Genomic DNA, 16404 nt, shown 5'->3' on the forward strand with positions numbered 1-16404 from the left:
TGACGCTCGGCCGGGGGTTGCGCCGGGGCGCTTCCGGTGGCGAGGGCCCGCTCAGGATGCCGTGGCCGGCACCGCGCTCACGGTGCGGTCGATCGTGCACTGGCCCAGCACGCGCGTGCCCGAGTACAGCACCGCGGTCTGGCCGGGAGCCACCCCGAGCAGGGGCTCGTCGACCTCGACGACGAGCTCGGGGGCGGTGACGTCGGTGGTGCCGTCGGGGGTGGTGCTCGGCGCCAGGCGAGCCGTCGCCGCGACCGGGTCGGCGTGCGCGCGCACCTGCACCTGGCACGAGAACGGAGCCCAGGCATCCCCCTCAGCGGTCACGTGGGTGAGGCCGCTCGCCACCGGATCGAGGCCCGCCCACGAGAAGCGGGCGCCGGCGAGCTCGCGGATCGCGAGCGCCTCCTTCGGGCCGACGACGACCTCGTTCGTGCGCGGGCGCACCTCGAGCACGAAGCGCGGGCGGCCGTCGGGGGCCGGCACGCCGAGGTTCAGGCCGCGGCGCTGGCCGACCGTGAAGCTCGTCGCGCCATCGTGCGAGCCGACCGGGGTGCCGTCGCGGTCGACGATCGCGCCCTGCTGCGGTGCGATGCGGTCGGCGAGCCAGCCGCGCGTGTCGCCGTCAGGGATGAAGCAGATGTCGTGGCTGTCGGGCTTCTGCGCGACCGTGAGCCCGCGCGCCGCGGCCTCGGCGCGCACGACCGCCTTCGACGGCGTCGTGCCGAGCGGGAACATCGCGTGCGCGAGCTGCTCGGTCGTCAGCACGCCGAGCACGTACGACTGGTCTTTGGCCTCGTCGCTCGCGCGGTGCAGCTCGCGGTTGCCCTCGGCGTCGGTGACGATGTGGGCGTAGTGGCCGGTCGCGACCGCGTCGAAGCCGAGCGCGAGGGCCTTCTCGAGCACGGCCGCGAACTTGATGCGCTCGTTGCAGCGCATGCACGGGTTCGGGGTGCGGCCGGCGGCGTACTCGCTGATGAAGTCGTCGACGACGTCGGCGCGGAAGCGCTCGGAGAAATCCCACACGTAGAAGGGGATGCCCAGCAGATCCGCCGCGCGGCGGGCATCGAGGCTGTCCTCGATCGTGCAGCAGCCGCGGCTGCCGGTGCGCAGCGTGCCGGGCATGCGGCTCAGCGCCAGGTGCACGCCGACGACGTCATGGCCTGCGTCGACCGCGCGCGCGGCGGCGACGGCGCTGTCGACGCCACCGCTCATCGCTGCCAGGACTCGCACGGGTTCCAGGGTACGCGGGTGCGCCGGGCGGCTAACGACCGAGGCTCGGGGTGCGGGCCGCGAGACCCGCCGAGGTCGCGCGCTCGACGGCCGCCGGCAGGGCCGCGAGCAGCGCGTCGACCTCGGCCTCGGTCGTCTCGGGGCCCAGCGAGATGCGCAGCGCACCGCGCGCCGCCTGCTCGTCGAGGCCCATCGCGAGCAGCACGTGGCTCGGCTCGGGCACGCCGGCCTGGCACGCCGAGCCCGTCGAGACGGCGAAGCCGGCGAGATCGAGCAGCATGAGCAGCGAGTCGCCCTCGGCCCCCGGAACGGTCAGGTGCAGCGTGCCGGGCAGGGCGCGCGCGGCCCACTGCGCGGCCTCGGCGTCGCGGCCGGCCGCGCGTGCGACGGCCGCGCGGCCCGCGGCGCCGCGCAGCTCGACCTGCGGCAGAGCGGCGAGGATGCCCGCCGCCAGGCGGTCGCGCAGCTGCGCCTTGCGTGCGGCCCGCTCCGCGATCGCGGCGTGGGCCTCGGCGGAGGCGGCGGCGAAGGCGGCCGCTCCCGCGGCATCCATCGTGCCGGAGCGTCCGCGCTGCTGCGAGCCGCCGTGCAGGAGCGGCACGACGTCGGCGCCGCGGCGCAGCACGAGGGCTCCGACGCCGACGGGGCCGCCGAGCTTGTGGGCCGAGAGCGAGACCGCCGAGACGCCGGCGGGCAGGGGCGCGAGCGGCAGTTGCCCGTAGGCGGCGATCGCGTCCACATGCACGGGGACGCCCTGGGCGGCGGCGAGCGCCGCGGCCTCGGCGACGGGCTGCAGGGTGCCGACCTCGTTGTTGGCGGCGAGCATCGTGAGGAGGGCGACGTCGTCGGGGTTCTCGGCCAGCGCCGCTGCGAGGTCGCCGAGCCGCAGCGCACCCACCTCGTCGACCTCGAGCCAGCGCAGCACCGCGCCCTCGTGCGCGGCGAGCCACTCGACGGCATCGAGCGTCGCGTGGTGCTCGGCGCGCGGCACGAGGATGCGCGGGCGCGGGCGAGCGCTTGGCGTCGCCGAGCCGCCCTGCCGCTTCCAGAACAGCCCTTTCACCCCGAGGTTCACGGCCTCCGTGCCGCCGCCCGTGAAGACCATCTCGACCGCGTCGACGCCGAGGGTCGCCGCGAGGCGCTCGCGGGCATCCTCGAGCATGCCGCGCGCCGCCTGCCCGGCCGAATGGATCGACGACGGGTTGCCCACCGCCTCGAGCGCCGAGAGGTAGGCGCCGCGCACCGAGGCCGGCATGGGCGAACCGGCGGCGTGATCGAGGTACACGGCCACGGGCATCCCCCTCTCGCTGCGACGGCCCCGACGAGAACGGCACCCGCGGGCGAAACCGGACGTTCGCTCAGCGAGTGCGCCCCGGCGCGCGGGCGCAGAGCGCGAACCGGCGTCACCTACTCTAAAACGCATGTCAGCCGCCGAACCCCTCGGGCACCTCGCCCACCTGGGCCACCTCGGCGTCCAGCAGACCCCCCACGGCGGGCGCCTGCGCGTCTACAGCCGCCACGCCACCCGCATGGAGCTGTGCCTCTTCGACCCCGACGACTCCCGCTGGGTCGCCACCACCGTCGAGATGCAGCCCAACCGCCACCACGTCTGGAGCGCCGAGCACCCCGAGCTGCGGCCCGGGGCGCGGTACTCGATCCGCGTCGACGGGCCCGACGGCCCCACCCACGCCTACGACCCGCAGCGGCACCTCATCGACCCCTACGCGCGCGGCCTCGCCCGCACCACCGACGGCGACTGGCGCTCGTACGTGCAGCACGACGAGTTCGACTGGGGCGGGGTGGCGAAGCCGGGCATCCCGCTCGACCACACCGTGCTCTACGAGACCCACGTGCGCGGACTCACCAAGCTGCACCCCGCCATCCCCGACGAGCTGCGCGGCACCTACGCCGGCCTCGCCCACCCCGAGACCATCGCCTACCTGCGCGACCTCGGCGTCACCACCGTGCAGCTGCTGCCCGTGCACCAGAGCGTCAGCGAGCAGCGCCTGCGCACGCAGGGCCTCACCAACTACTGGGGCTACAACACCCTGAACTTCTTCACCCCCGCCACCCACCTCGCCACGCGCGCCGCCCAGACCGGCGGCACCGGCGCCGTGCTGCGCGAGTTCAAAGGCATGGTGCGCCTGCTGCACGAGGCCGGGCTCGAAGTCGTGCTCGACGTCGTCTACAACCACACCGCCGAAGAAGGCCGCGACGGCCCCACCACGAGCCTGCGCGGCATCGACAACGCCAGCTACTACCGGCAGACCCCCGACGGGCAGTACATCGACACCACCGGCTGCGGCAACACCATCGACTTCTCGCTGCCCGCCGCTCAGCGGCTCGTGCTCGACTCGCTGCGGTACTGGGCCAACGAGGTGCAGGTCGACGGGTTCCGCTTCGACCTCATGGCCACCCTCGGGCGCGACAAGCATGCTTCGTTCGATCCCGAGCACCCGCTCCTGCGGGCGATCCTCGACGACCCGGCGCTGCAGGGCGTGAAGATGATCGCCGAGCCGTGGGACGTCGGGCTCGGGGGCTGGCAGGTCGGCAACTTCCCCGCCGGGTACTCCGAGTGGAATGACGGGTTCCGCGACCGCGCCCGCGCCTTCTGGCTGACGGATGCTGCGGCCAGCCGACACGTCGGCTCGGCCCCCGAAGGCATCGGCTCGCTCGCACGGCGCATGACCGGCTCAGCCCACGTCTTCGCCGCCGACCGCGGGCCCCTCGCCAGCGTCAACTTCATCACCGCCCACGACGGGTTCACCCTCGCCGACCTCACCGCCTACGACCACAAGCACAACATCGGCAACGGCGAAGACAACCGCGACGGCACCGACAACAACCGGTCGTACAACTTCGGCGTCGAAGGCCCCACCGGCGACGAGCGCGTGCTCGCCGACCGGCGCAAGGCCATGCGGAACCTGCTCGGAACCCTGCTGCTCAGCGCGGGCATCCCCATGATCACCGCCGGCGACGAATGGGGCCGCACCCAGCGCGGCAACAACAACGCCTACTGCCACGACAGCGAACTGACCTGGCACACCTGGACGCGCGACGGCTGGCAGGAGGACCTGCACCGGGTGACGGCGCGGCTGCTGTCTCTGCGTCGGGAGAATCCCGCGCTGCGGCCCGTGCGGTACGGGCGCTGGGGCGAGACCGTGCCGAGCGCCACCCAGATGGACTGGTACAACAAAGACGGCCGCGCCATGACCATGGACGACTGGGACTCGCCCGCCGAGCGCACGCTGCAGTACCTCGCCGCCTCGACCCCCGAGTTCGAGGAGTTCAACCGCGTGCTGCTCATCGTGCACGGGCTCGAAGAATCCGTCACCGTGACGCTGCCCGAGCACGTCGGCGTCGACGGCTACACCCTGCAGTGGGATAGCTCGCACGACGACATCACCGGGCTCGAGGCGTGGCACGCTCCCGGGTCACGGCTCGAGGTCGGGCCGGCGTCGATGCTGCTGTTCAGGGCGCACGGGGATGCGGCGGGGGCTGGGGCTGGGTTCGGTTCTGGGGCTGTTTCTGGTGCCGCGGTCGACAGCGGGCCGGGGGTCGTGTCGCCCGCGGACGGCGATGGCTAAGCCGCGATCGCAGGGCGGGCCGGCGACCCCGGCGACGGTCGCGCTGACGGCGCTGGGCATCCCGTACACGCCGCGGGCGTACGAGCACGACCCGGCCGCCCCCTCGTACGGGCTCGAAGCGGCGACCGCGCTCGGCGTCGCGCCCGAGCGCGTGTTCAAGACGCTGCTCGCCGAAGCCGACGGGCGCCTCGTCGTCGGTGTCGTACCCGTGTCGACGATGCTCGACCTCAAGGCGCTCGCCGCGAGCGTCGGCGCGAAGCGCGCCGTCATGGCCGCGCCCGTGCTCGCCGAACGCAAGACCGGTTACGTCGTCGGCGGCATCTCGCCCATCGGGCAGAAGACGGCGCTGCCGACCATCGTCGACGAGAGCGCCGCCCTGTGGGAGACCGTGCTCGTCTCGGGCGGCCGGCGCGGCTTCGACCTCGAGCTCGCGCCCGACGACCTGCTGCGTGCGACGGGCGGGGCGTACGGCGACATCGCGCGGTAGGGGGCGCTGCGCGCGGTGGCGCTGCGCTGCGCTCGGCGGCTGCCGGGCTTCTGTCCCCGTGCGGTCGGCGGCCCTCGGCGGAGCGCCGCCGGCGAACGATCGATGCGCACGCCTCTGCGGTGCCAGCGTCGTCCGAAATGCAGGATCGCACGCGGCTAGAGCACGCGATAGCCGCGACATCACGCCGTTCGGGCGCCGTCGAGCGCGGACGAGTCCTGCACGTCGGACGCCGCGCCGCGACCCGCTGTTGGTCGCTCGACGACTCCACCGAAGCGCAGCACCGGCGCTCCTCGAGCCCCCTGAGGCCCGACGCTTCGGCCATGGACGCGTGGAAGCACCTCGACCCGGCCCTCGGCGGCATCCTCTCGACGTCGACTCTCGCCGAGCACGGCATCGGACAGAGCGCGATCCGGCGACTGCTGCGCGATGGAACGCTCGTGCGCGTGCGGCAGGGCTGGTACGCACGACCGGGCCTCGCCGACACGGTGGTGCGAGCCGCTCGCGTCGGCGGCGTCCTCACCTGCTCCACCGCGCTCGACTCCGCCGGGATCTGGACCATCGGCGACCGACGGCTGCACGTCGGGGTGCCCTCGACGGCGTCACGACTGAGGTCGGCGGACGACTCGAGCCGACGCCTCGGCCCTCGGTCGGACGTGCGGGTGCACTGGCTCGCTCGCGCCCCCGAGCCCGGGGCCCTCATCGCCGACCCGGTCTCGGCGCTCACGAGCCTGCGGTCCTGCGCGCCGACCGAGCTGTACCTCGCGAGCCTCGACGCGGCGTTGCACACGGCACCCGAGTTGTGGCACGAGCTCGAGCTTGCGGGTCACCCGGTCGGCCGTAGGGGCATCGACGGCACCTGCGAGTCCGGCATCGAGACGCTGTTCTGGCTCCGGCTCAGCCACCGACTGCCGATGCGGCGGCAGGTTCAGCTCCCGGGAGTCGGGCGAGTCGACATGCTCATCGGCACGGCTCTCGTGGTCGAGCTCGACGGGCGGGCCTTCCACGACACGGCGAGCACGTTCGAGGAGGACCGCAGACGCGACGCTCTCCTCTCGACCCTGGGCTATCGGGTGCTGCGCTTCAGCTTCCGTCAGGTGATGCACGACTGGCCATCAGTGGAGGCCGCGGTGCTGGCCGCGGTCGCGCGAGGGGATGACTCGCGCGTGCCGAGGCGATGAGGTTCGGCGTGCCCCCGGGCCACTGTGGGCACGATCCAAGATGCAGGAGTCGAGAGGTGGACCGCCACGGACCCATGCTCGATGGTGCGCCGGCACGACTTCCGGCGCGCACGAGCTCCTGCATTTCGGACGCCCGTGTGCGCAGACCACCCTGAGCCGGCCGCGGCAGGGCGGCCCGGGAGGGACACTCGGACGCCGAACTCCGGTAGGGCCGCCCACGCGAGGTGGGTCAAGAGGGCTCGAGCGCGAGGGAAGCATCGGTGTCGCGCTGCGCGAGCGACTGGGGCGCGACGAGCGCGAGCAGGCGACGCGGCCACGGCGTCGCGGCACGCAGGGCACGCAGCAGCGGGCGGATGTCCGGCGCGGCGACGCGCGCGGCCGGCGCACCGTAGGCGCAGGCCTCGAGGGCGCGGCGCAGGTCGTCGAGGAGTGCGAGGTCGCCGGCCTCGGGCGCCTCCGCGCGCGGCGGGGTGGCGCCCGGCCCGCCACGGGCGGGCGTGGCTGCGCCGGCGGGCGCGGCCGCCGCCGCCACGACCCCCGCCCACGCGGCGGCGAGCTCGCGGGGCGTGCGGGTCGCCTCCGCGGGCAGCCCCAGGTCGCGGGCCGTGTCGCGGAGTTCGCGCCAGGCGTCGAGCGGATCCGACGAGCGCAGTCGGCGCGCGCGCAGCATGCGCCGCCAGACGGCGGGCGCGGCGAGCAGGGCGACGAGCAGCAGCAGCGCCGCGCCGAGCACGAGGCGGGCATCCACCCCGCCGATGGTGCCGCCGAGCAGGCCGCGGTCGCCGCCCGCACCGCCGTCCGCCCCGCCCTCGACCTCCTCGTCGGGCAGGTCGGGGCCTCCCGATTGGCCGGGCGAGGGCGCTCCGGGCGAGGCGGTCGCGCTCGGCGAGGGCGGCTGCGAGGGCTCGGTCGAGGCCGACGGCGACGGCGCGTTCGAGGGCACGACGTCGTCGGCGGCGTACGCGGGCACGGTGCCGCGCGAGGGCGTCGGCTCGAAGCGCACCCAGCCGATGCCGTCGAAGTGCAGCTCTGGCCAGGTGTGCAGCTCGTCCGACGAGACGGTGTACTCGCTCGGGATGACGGGGTTGCGGGTGCCGGGCAGGAACCCGACCGCCATGCGGGTCGGGATGCCGAGCGTGCGCGCCATGAGCGTCATCGCCGACCCGAAGTGCACGCAGTACCCGGTGCGCGCCTCGAGGAAGGCGGCGACGATCGCCGCTCCCGAGCCGTCGAAACCCTGCTCGACGGGCGCCTCCTCCGAGTAGGTGAACTCGCCGCCGGTGAACCACCGCTGCAGCGCGAGCGCCTGCTCGTAGGGGTTGTCGAGCCCAGCGGTGACTTCGCGCGCGGTCTGCTCGACGATCGGGTCGAGGTCGGCGGGCAGCGTGCGGTACAGCTCTAGCCCGGGGTCGGCGACGGTGGCGGCGGCGAGCTGCGCGGGGGTGGGCTGCGCCACCCAGTTCTCGACCGTGTAGGTGCCGGCGCGGATGCTCCCCTCCTGCGTGCGGACGGTGACGCCGTCGCGGTCGATGATCCACCCGCCCTCGAGGCCCGAGGTGCTGACGGGCGCCGGGGGCAGCGGCACCCACCGGGAGCGCACGTTGCGCAGCGTGATGGTCGATTCGACGACGGTGCGCTCGACGGCAGGATCGAACCACGGCGGCGGCCCGAGCTCGCCGGCCTCCTCGCGCGAGCCCTCGAACGGCACGGGCAGCACCTCCTGCCCGCTGAACTCGGCGAGGTGCGAGAGCGTCAGGTACTGCCCGCCCTCGAGCTGCGTCGAGTAGCTGAGCACGGTGACGGGCGTCGGCCGGCGCAGGTCGTCGCCGAGCTCGACGACGGGGTTGATGCCCGTGACGATGCCGGCCGGGCCCGTGCCGGGCAGGCGCGAGCCTTCGAGCACCGAGGGCAGGGCGGGCGGCAGCACGAGCGCGACGACGAGCACGACGGCGCCCGCGGTGACGGCACGCGCGAGGCCGGCTCCTCCCCCGCTCGCGGCGGGCCGGTGCAGGGCGAGCATGAGCAGGTAGGCGCCGGCGGTGACGAGCACGGTCGGCAGCGGCAGGGCACCGGGGTCGAGCACGACGGGAACGGCGAGGATGCCCAGCACGGGCACGACGGCGAGCGCCGGTCGCCGACTGAGCGAGGCGAGCGAGTCGGTCGCGATGGCGAGCGCCCCGACCCCGAGCGCGAGCAGGAAGCGGATGCCCGCGTCGGCCTCGGCGGGCAGCGCCTGCTCGGCGATCGACAGCTCGCCCTCGGCGATGAGGGCCGCGAACCGCTCGGCGGTGTCGATGGTCGGGATCACGACGGCGATCGCGGTGTCGGCGGCGAAGAGGGCGATGAGGATGACCACGAGCCCCGCGCTCCCCCCGAGCACCGACCACAGGGGTCGCCACCTCGGCGCGCGCCAGCGGGCCAGCAGGCCGGCGCCCACCGCGGCCGCGGCGACTACGGTGGAGGTCAGCCACCACTGCCCCGGCTGCAGCAGCGCGGTGAAGCCGGTGAGGGCGACCGCGATCATGAGCAGCGCGGCGGCGGGCACGGCGACGGCGCCGCGCCCTCGAGCGCGGCCGACGCGCCGCACGAGCGGCCCCTCGGTCTCAGCCACGGGCACCCCCCGCGCTCGCCGCTCCCGACCCGGCAACGCGCGCCGCGAGCGCCTCCACCCCGGTCAGCGCGGGCCCCACCCCGCTGAGCGCGAGCCACGCCTCGTCGGGCGGGGTGCCGAGCGGCACGGTCGCGACGATCCAGCCCGCGTCGCCGAAGGCGCGCTCGAGGGCGAGCTCGGCGTCGTCGGCGGGCCCGGCCGCGGCCGCGGGGCGCACGAGCAGGGCGATGGCGAGGGATCCGGGCGGGCGCTGGCCGAGCATCCACCGCACCGTGTCATCGTCGGGGCGACTGGCGACGGCGACGAGCGGCACGCTGCCCGGCGCCACCGACGCCGGCGGCAGGGCGCTGCGGTGCGCAAGCGGCAGCACGGCCAGCTCGCCCAGCAGCTCGCCGACCGGGCCGTCGGCGCGCGGCGTGCCGACCGGGCGGGTCGAGGGCGTCACGAGGTCGACGGCGTAGCCGCGCTCGGCGAGGTGCGCGCCCACCGAGGCGGCCATGCGCACGCACCACTCGAAGGTGCGCGAGCCGGAGGGGGCCGACCCGCCCGCGACCGCCCCGGGGCCGGCCGAGCCGGCGGCCGCCGTCGCGACGCGCAGATCGAGGTCCGGATGCCCGGGCCGCAGCGTGTCGACGATGAGGCGCGCGCGGGGCCCCGCCTGGGGTTCGTCCTGCCGCACCATGAGCTCGCCCTGTCGAGCCGAGACGCGCCAGTGCACGCGCCGCAGCGCGTCGCCCTGCCGGTACTCGCGCGTGATGACGTCGTCGGCGCTGCGCTCGCGCGAGCGCGTCGTGCGCGGGCCGCTCTCCGCCGCCGGGTCAGGCACGGGGCCTGGCGCGAGCAGCACCACCTCGGGCACGACGAGCTGCGTCGTCACCGCGACCGTGTCGGTGACGCGCACGGCGAGGGCGAAGGGGTCGCGATCCTCGATGAGCAGCGGGCCGACGGCGACGAGGCCGCGGTGGGCGGGCCAGTAGCGGTAGCCGAGCTGCCGCGGGCGCGAGCCGCGCACCTCCAGCAGTCGGCCGGGTCCCGCGAAGCCGGGGCGCATCGGCACGCGCTCGAGCCACTCGGCGGCGCGGGCGCGGCCGGCAACGGTGACCCCCACACGCACGGGCGAGCCCTCGACGGCGACGACCGGGTCGAGGTGGCGCGACACCCGCACGCGCGGGCGCGCGGCCGCGACGACGAGCAGCGCGACGACGGGGGCGCCGACCGCGATGACGGCGGCGGGGAGCAGCTCGGGGCGCTGCAGCCCGTAGGCGAGCGCGAACAGGTTGGCGCCGACGACGAGGAAGCCCCACCCGCGGCCGGTGAGCCGGGGAGCACCGGCGCCCGCGCGGCGTCGTCGCCGCGCGCGCTCGCGCCCCTCGCCCACCGCGCGACCCTAGGAGCGCGGGGCCTGCGGCACCGGCACGGGCGTCGTGGCGATGATGCGCGCGACGACCTCGTCGACGCCGCGCACCGGCCGACCGTCGGGGTGCTGCGCGCGCGGCACGAGCACCATGCGGTGGGCGAGCACGGCGGTGGCGAGGGCGTCGATGTCGTCGGGCACGACGAAGTCGCGGCCGTCGAGCGCGGCGCGGGCGCGGGCGGCGCGCACGAGCTGCAGGGTCGATCGGGGGCTCGCGCCGAGCCGCAGCGCCGAGTCGTCGCGCGTGGCCTGCACGATCGCGACGGCGTAGGTCTCGACGGCGGGGCTCACGTACACCTCGCGCACGGTCGCGATCATGCGGCGCAGACCCGCCACGTCGACGATCGGGGTGAGGCGATCGAGGGGCGAGCCGTGCTCGCGGTCGCGCAGCATGCGCTGCTCGCTCTCGGCATCCGGGTACCCGATCGAGATGCGGGCCATGAAGCGGTCGCGCTGCGCCTCCGGCAGCGGGTAGGTGCCCTCCATCTCGACGGGGTTCTGCGTCGCGACGACGAGGAACGGCGCCTCGAGCCGGTGCGTGATGCCGTCGACGGTGACCTGGCCCTCCTCCATGCACTCCAGCAGCGCCGACTGGGTCTTGGGGCTCGCGCGGTTGATCTCGTCGCCGATGACGATGTGCGCGAAGACCGGGCCCGGCGTGAACTCGAAGGTGCCCAGCTGCTGGCGGAACACGCTCACGCCCGTGATGTCGGCCGGCAGCAGGTCGGGCGTGAACTGGATGCGGCTCACCGTGCCGTCGATGCACCGCGCGAGGGCGCGGGCGAGCACCGTCTTGCCGACGCCGGGAACATCCTCGATGAGCAGGTGCCCCTCGGCGAGCAGCACCGTCAGCGCCGTGTCGACCGCCTCGGGCTTGCCGTCGATGACGCCGTTCATCGCCCGTCGGATCGCGTCGCCGAGCTCTGCGAAGCGCTCCGGGTCGAGGGGCTGTCGGTCGAGGGGCTGCTCGGCGTGCGTCGGGCTCGTCGTCGTGCTCACTCGCTCACACTGTCACGGCCTCGCGAAAAATGTGCCGTGAACCGCGCGCACCTGATGATCTTTCGTCAGGATGCTGCGCCGTCGCCGCGCGCCTCCGCCTGCCCCTCGGCGAACCCGTCGGCGTAGCCCTCCGCATAGCCCGCCTCGCGGCCGGCCGCGCGGCCCTCCTCGAACGCCTCGCGGTGCCCGAGCTGGAACAGGTCGTCGGCCGCCGGGCGGATCAGCGCGCGCCCGCCGGCCGCGGCCCCGTCGAGGTGACGGGAGAGGCCGCGCACGATCGCCACGGGCATCCCGCTGGTCTTGCCCTTCACGAGGTCGGCAGCGGCGGCGATCTCGTCGCCGATCGCCGGAGCCGTCACGCTCAGCAGCCGGCCGTGCGCGTCGTGCGCGCCGCGCAGGTCGTCGAGCAGCCGCACGCCGCTCGCGCCGATCGCGATGTCGGTCTGGCCCTCGCGCCACGCGCGCCCGGCCGTGTCGGTGATGACGACGCCGATCGGCGCGCCGACGACCGCCTCGACGGATGCCCGGATGCGGGCCGCGCTGCCATCGGGGTCGACCGGCAGCAGCAGCACGGTGCCGTCGGCCGTGTTGCTCGCGTCGACGCCCGCGGCAGCCATCACGAGGCCAAGCCGGTTCTCGACGATGCGCGTGACACCGCCGAGGTGCTCGCGCGTCGCCACGACGCGCACCGTCTCGTCGGTGATCGCCTGCTCGCGGTCGTCGGCCTCGACGATGCGCCCCTCGGCCTTGCTGATGACCTTGCTCGTGACGGCGAGGATGTCGCCGGGCCGGGCGCCGGCGCGCGCGGCGGCTGCGGCGATGAGGGCGGGCAGGTCGTCGCCGGGCGCGATCTCGGGGATGCCGGGCACGCCGACCACGGTGAGCGGGTCGGGGGCGTCGGGCTGCGCGGCCCGCGCGAGCTGCGCGGCGTGCGCGGGCGTCGTCGCGTCGTCGGGCTGGGTCATGCCGTCATTCTCGCGCGGCGGCGCCCTCGCCGGCGTCGTGGGCGCCGCGGCGGCGCTCGGCGAGCTCGGCCTCGAGGCGGCGGATGCGCGCGGCGGCCTCGGCCTCGGCGATCTCGGCGTCGAGGCGGGCGAGCTGCGCCTCCGTGCTCGCGGCCGACCGCGTGGCGAGCTCGCGCTCGACCCGCTCGGTGCGGCGCGGGTCGCCGAAGCTCGCCGGCATCTCGCGGGAGCGCTGCGGGTACTCGCGCCCGATCGTCCACCACAGGATGCTGCCGACGACCGGCAGCAGGATCACGATGATGATCCAGAAGGTGCGGTTGAGGTGCCGCACGCGCTCCTCACCGCCGGTGATGACGTCGGCGAGCGTGAGGATCATCACGAGGAGCGGCAGCGCGCTCAGCAGCAGGTACACGGGCTCACCATAGTGAGGGTTGCCCAGGTTGCGCGAGGGCGTGCGCGAGATTCCGCGATCGGGCCGGAGTGGTGGCGCCGGCCGCCGCGTCCCGCTGGCCCGGAACGCGTGAGTGCCTGGCGCGGCACGTGGCAGCGGCGGCACACTGGCGAGAGCGTCGCCGTCACCTCGCACCGCCCCGCACCGCCTCGCACCGCTCCGCACCGCCCCGCCCCGCCCCCGCGCAGCACCCCCACGGAGGACCGCATGACCGAGAGCTCCGAACCCGCGAGCGCAGCATCCGCCGACCGCGACTGGGTCGCGCAGCCCGACCACGCCGACGCCCTCGTGCGCGAGAAGACTGGCCGCGGCTGGAACGACTGGGTCGCCGCGATCGACGCCGGCCCGGGCCGCGCCGCCGGGCACACCGCGATCGCCACGTGGCTCGTCGAACAGGGCGTCGACCCGTGGTGGGCGCAGGGCGTCACGGTCGGCCTCGAGCGCATCACGGGCCTGCGCCTGCCCGGGCAGATGCCCGACGGCACGTTCACCGTGTCGCGCTCGCGCGTCGTGCCGATGAGCCGCCCCGACGTGCGCGAGCTGCTGCTCGACGACGCCTCGCGCGCCGCGCTGCTGCCCGACCACCAGACGCCGATGCTGTCGAAGCCGGGCGTGAAGACGCCGCGCTTCGAGCTGCTGCGGGGCGATGAGCGGCTCGGCGTCGTCTCGTTCGCGGTGGATGCCGCGCCCGCCGACCGCACGCGCCTCACCGTCACGCACTCCCAGCTGGCGACCGCGGCCGACGCCGCCCGCTGGAAGCAGTTCTGGGGCGACTGGCTCGCCGCCCTCCCCGAGCCGCCGGCGAGCGAGCCCGCCTAGCCCTGCGGCTTCGTCGCGACCCCGTCGAGCCAGAGGGTGTCGGTCTCGTCGCGGTGCACGCCGTCGCTGCCGACGTGCTTCGACGAGATCTGCGGCCCCTTCGTGATGACGTGCACCATCGCCATCGCGTGGCCGCGGCCGAGCCCGTACGCGTCGGCCAGCCACTGCACGATGACGCCCGCCTTCACGCCGGACTGCTGGTATCCGCGCGCGATCGCCTCGTCGAGCAGCTGCCGCGGGGTGCGGCCCGTCTTCGCCTCGATCGCGTCGAGATAGGCCTGGAACGACATCGCGCCTCCTAGCGCGTCAGCTTCGGCAGCACGTCGCGGCCGAAGACTTCGATGAAGGCGCGCTGGTCGCGGCCCACGTTGTGAAGGTAGACCTCGTCGAAGCCGAGGCCGAGGTGCGCCTGCACCGCGGCGCGGTGCACGTCGGGGTCGCTCGAGACGACCATGCGCGCCGACATGTCGTCGGGCCGCACGAGCTTCGCGATCTGCTCCAGATCGAACGGCGAGCGGATGTCGCTCTTCGCGAACCGCATGCCCCCGTTCGGCCATTCGGCGAGCGCGTTCGCCATCGCCTCCTCGTCGGTGGGCGCCCACGACAGGTGCAGGCGCAGAACCCTGGTCGTGGAGGCGAGGTCGCGACCCGCTTCGCGCGCGCCCTCATCGAAGCGCTGGAAGAGCATCCCGATGCGGTCGTACGGCGCGGCCTCGATGAGCAGACCGTCGGCGCTGCGCCCGGCCCGCTTCGCCGTCAGGGGGCCGGCCGTCTGAATGAGGATGCTCGGCGCGACCTCGGGCATCGTCCACAGCCGCGCCGTCTCGAGCCGCACGAACTCGCCGTCGTGCTTGGTGTCGCGGCCCGCGAGCGAAGCGGCGAAGAGCTTCGTGATGATCGACAGCGCCTCGAACATGCGCGCGATGCGCTCGGGCGCCTCCGGCCAGCGCTCGCCGACGATGTGGTCGCTGAGCGCCTCACCGCTGCCGAGCGCGAGCCAGTGCCGCCCCGGGTACATCGCGGCGAGCGTCGCCGCGGCCTGCGCGACCATCGCCGGGTGCCAGCGGAACGTCGGCGACACCGGCCCGACCCCGAGCGGGCCGGTCGTGCGCGCGCCGAGCGCCGAGACGACGTTCCAGACGAAGGGCGACTGGCCCTGCTGCGGTGTGAACGGCTGGAAGCCCTCGCTCGCGACGGTGCCGACGAAGCCGTGCCGCTCGGCGAGGGCCGCGAGCTCGATCGCCTCGGTCGGGCCGAACTGCTCGAGCGACGCCGCGTAGCCGATGCGTGCCTGGGTCACCGGCCCAGTCTGGCGCACGCGCACCCCGACAGGGCAGAGTCGAGCGCATGAGCGACGCCCCCGACCTCTCCACCGCGCTGCACCTCGCCGAGCCCGCGCTCGCCACCGGCCCCGTCGTCGATGCCCTCGTGCGGCTGCGCGTGCCCGCCCCAGCGTTCGCCCTGCGGCCGGTGCTGCCGGGTCGCATCGTGCAGGGCCCTGCGGCGCCGGTGACGCACCTGGGCAGCGTCGACGTGATTCTCGAGATCATCGGCGAGGCGCCGCCCGGAGCGGTGCTCGTCGTCGACAACGGCGGTCGCGACGACGAGGCGTGCGTCGGCGACCTGCTCGCGCTCGAGGCGCACCGCGCGGGCCTCGCGGGCATCGTCATCGACGGCTTCCACCGCGACACGGCGCAGCTGGTCGAGATCGGCATCCCGGTCTTCAGCCGCGGAGCCTTCCCGCGCGGCCCCGTGCGCATCCCGCCCGCCGCTCCCGCCATGCGCACCGCGACGATCGGCGGCACGACGATCCGGCCGGGCGACACGATCGTCGCCGACGATGACGGCGTGGTCGTCGTCGCCGCTGAGCACGCAGAGGATGCGCTGCCGCTCGCCGCGCGCATCCAGGCCACCGAGCAGGCTCAGGCCGACCGCATGCGCGCTGGTTCGAGCCTGCGCGAGCAGCTCGCCTTCGACGAGTACCTCGCCCTCCGCGCGGAGAACCCCGGCTACTCGCTGCGCGACCACCTCGCCGCTCGCGGCGGCGCGATCGAGACCTGAGCGGCGCTGCCGTGCGCGGGTCGGCTCCTCAGATCGGCGACTCGCCCCGCTCGAGCTGCTCGACATAGCCGCGCAGCTTGCGCTCGCGCGTCTCGGCGCGTTTCACGCCGTCGAGCCGGAAGACGATGCCGAAGCGCTGCTGCGCCGTCAGCGCGGCGAAGGTCGCCGCGGCGCGCGGTGCGGCGTCGAGCGCTGCCCGCAGGTCGTCGGGCACGACCATGCCCTTCTGCCGGTAGGCGGCCTCCCACCGGCCGTCGGCCTTCGCGCGCTCGACCTGGGCGAGGCCGGCCGCGCGCATCCGCCCCTCGTGGATGAGTCGCTCGACGATGCCGACGTTGCGCTGCGACCACACCGAGCGCGGTCGGCGCGGCGTGAAGACCTGCAGCGAGTAGTCGTCGTCGAAGCCGTAGATCTGCCCGTCGATCCAGCCGAAGCACAGGGCTGACTCGAGCGCCTCGTCGTACGTGATGCCGGGTGCGGTCGACCGCTTCTTGCGCGTCTGCAGCCGCACGCCCTCGTGCTCGGGGTTCGCCTCGAGGAACGCCTCCCACTCGGTGGTCGAGGCGAACAGCAGGATCGGCTTCTCGGCGTTGGCGCCCATG

The 16404-nt window shown here is 74.8% G+C and carries 15 protein-coding genes; 5 read left to right on the forward strand and 10 right to left on the reverse strand.

What is annotated here, in order from left to right; translation table 11 throughout:
- Positions 1-51 precede the first annotated feature (51 nt).
- Positions 52-1212: a tRNA 2-thiouridine(34) synthase MnmA gene (gene mnmA, locus ID804_RS10775; protein ID WP_169080262.1), complete on the reverse strand. Its 1161-nt coding sequence runs from the start codon at positions 1210-1212 to the stop codon at positions 52-54.
- Positions 1213-1261: 49 nt separating this feature from the next.
- The gene (locus ID804_RS10780) at positions 1262-2521 is read right to left on the reverse strand and encodes a cysteine desulfurase family protein (RefSeq protein ID WP_169079984.1); all 1260 of its coding nucleotides are present in this window, start codon (positions 2519-2521) and stop codon (positions 1262-1264) included.
- Positions 2522-2651: 130 nt separating this feature from the next.
- On the opposite strand from ID804_RS10780, the gene glgX reads away from it, so the two are divergent.
- The 3 genes from glgX (at position 2652) to ID804_RS10795 (ending at position 6482) form a co-directional block, all read left to right on the forward strand.
- Positions 2652-4817: a glycogen debranching protein GlgX gene (glgX, locus tag ID804_RS10785; protein ID WP_169079986.1), complete on the forward strand. Its 2166-nt coding sequence runs from the start codon at positions 2652-2654 to the stop codon at positions 4815-4817.
- Positions 4810-5304: a Cys-tRNA(Pro) deacylase gene (ybaK, locus tag ID804_RS10790; RefSeq protein ID WP_169079988.1), complete on the forward strand. Its 495-nt coding sequence runs from the start codon at positions 4810-4812 to the stop codon at positions 5302-5304. Before glgX ends, ybaK begins: the two co-directional genes overlap by 8 nt.
- Before the next feature lie 320 nt (positions 5305-5624).
- Positions 5625-6482: a type IV toxin-antitoxin system AbiEi family antitoxin domain-containing protein gene (locus tag ID804_RS10795; protein ID WP_169079990.1), complete on the forward strand. Its 858-nt coding sequence runs from the start codon at positions 5625-5627 to the stop codon at positions 6480-6482.
- A gap of 229 nt (positions 6483-6711) precedes the next feature.
- On the opposite strand, the gene ID804_RS10800 is transcribed toward ID804_RS10795, so the two are convergent.
- The 5 genes from ID804_RS10800 to ID804_RS10820 all read right to left on the reverse strand — a co-directional run bounded on the left by ID804_RS10800 (position 6712) and on the right by ID804_RS10820 (position 12883).
- On the reverse strand, positions 6712-9093 hold the full coding sequence (locus tag ID804_RS10800; RefSeq protein WP_169079992.1) for a transglutaminase TgpA family protein: 2382 nt from the start codon (positions 9091-9093) through the stop codon (positions 6712-6714).
- Complete coding sequence (locus tag ID804_RS10805) at positions 9086-10471, reverse strand: DUF58 domain-containing protein (RefSeq protein WP_169079994.1); 1386 nt, start codon at positions 10469-10471, stop codon at positions 9086-9088. The genes ID804_RS10800 and ID804_RS10805 overlap by 8 nt, the downstream gene beginning before the upstream one ends.
- Positions 10472-10480: 9 nt before the next feature.
- Positions 10481-11404 carry an AAA family ATPase gene (locus tag ID804_RS10810; protein WP_169080263.1) on the reverse strand — a complete coding sequence of 308 codons (924 nt, stop codon included), beginning with the start codon at positions 11402-11404 and terminating at the stop codon, positions 10481-10483.
- A 167-nt stretch (positions 11405-11571) separates the two neighbouring features.
- Positions 11572-12471, reverse strand: coding sequence for a coenzyme F420-0:L-glutamate ligase (locus ID804_RS10815; RefSeq protein ID WP_169079996.1), 900 nt, complete (start codon positions 12469-12471; stop codon positions 11572-11574).
- A gap of 4 nt (positions 12472-12475) precedes the next feature.
- Complete coding sequence (locus ID804_RS10820) at positions 12476-12883, reverse strand: PLD nuclease N-terminal domain-containing protein (protein ID WP_317451273.1); 408 nt, start codon at positions 12881-12883, stop codon at positions 12476-12478.
- A gap of 246 nt (positions 12884-13129) precedes the next feature.
- Between ID804_RS10820 and ID804_RS10825 the strand changes: the two genes are divergently transcribed.
- Entirely contained in the window at positions 13130-13741 is a 612-nt protein-coding gene (locus tag ID804_RS10825) for a hypothetical protein (RefSeq protein ID WP_169079998.1), read from the forward strand.
- Here the strand turns inward: ID804_RS10825 and ID804_RS10830 are convergent.
- Both ID804_RS10830 and ID804_RS10835 read right to left on the reverse strand, forming a co-directional pair.
- On the reverse strand, positions 13738-14031 hold the full coding sequence (locus ID804_RS10830; RefSeq protein WP_169080000.1) for a DUF4287 domain-containing protein: 294 nt from the start codon (positions 14029-14031) through the stop codon (positions 13738-13740). The two genes, ID804_RS10825 and ID804_RS10830, sit on opposite strands and share 4 nt — an antisense overlap.
- 8 nt (positions 14032-14039) lie before the next feature.
- Positions 14040-15041: a TIGR03557 family F420-dependent LLM class oxidoreductase gene (locus tag ID804_RS10835; protein WP_169080002.1), complete on the reverse strand. Its 1002-nt coding sequence runs from the start codon at positions 15039-15041 to the stop codon at positions 14040-14042.
- A 47-nt stretch (positions 15042-15088) separates the two neighbouring features.
- On the opposite strand from ID804_RS10835, the gene ID804_RS10840 reads away from it, so the two are divergent.
- Positions 15089-15802 carry an RraA family protein gene (locus ID804_RS10840; protein WP_169080004.1) on the forward strand — a complete coding sequence of 238 codons (714 nt, stop codon included), beginning with the start codon at positions 15089-15091 and terminating at the stop codon, positions 15800-15802.
- A gap of 28 nt (positions 15803-15830) precedes the next feature.
- Here the strand turns inward: ID804_RS10840 and ID804_RS10845 are convergent, their stop codons facing one another.
- Positions 15831-16403, reverse strand: a complete 573-nt coding sequence (locus ID804_RS10845) for a YdeI/OmpD-associated family protein (protein ID WP_169080006.1) — start codon at positions 16401-16403, stop codon at positions 15831-15833.
- Position 16404: the final 1 nt, after the last annotated feature.

It is taken from the genome of Microcella alkalica (assembly GCF_014595885.1).
In the GTDB taxonomy this organism is placed as follows: domain Bacteria; phylum Actinomycetota; class Actinomycetes; order Actinomycetales; family Microbacteriaceae; genus Microcella; species Microcella alkaliphila_B.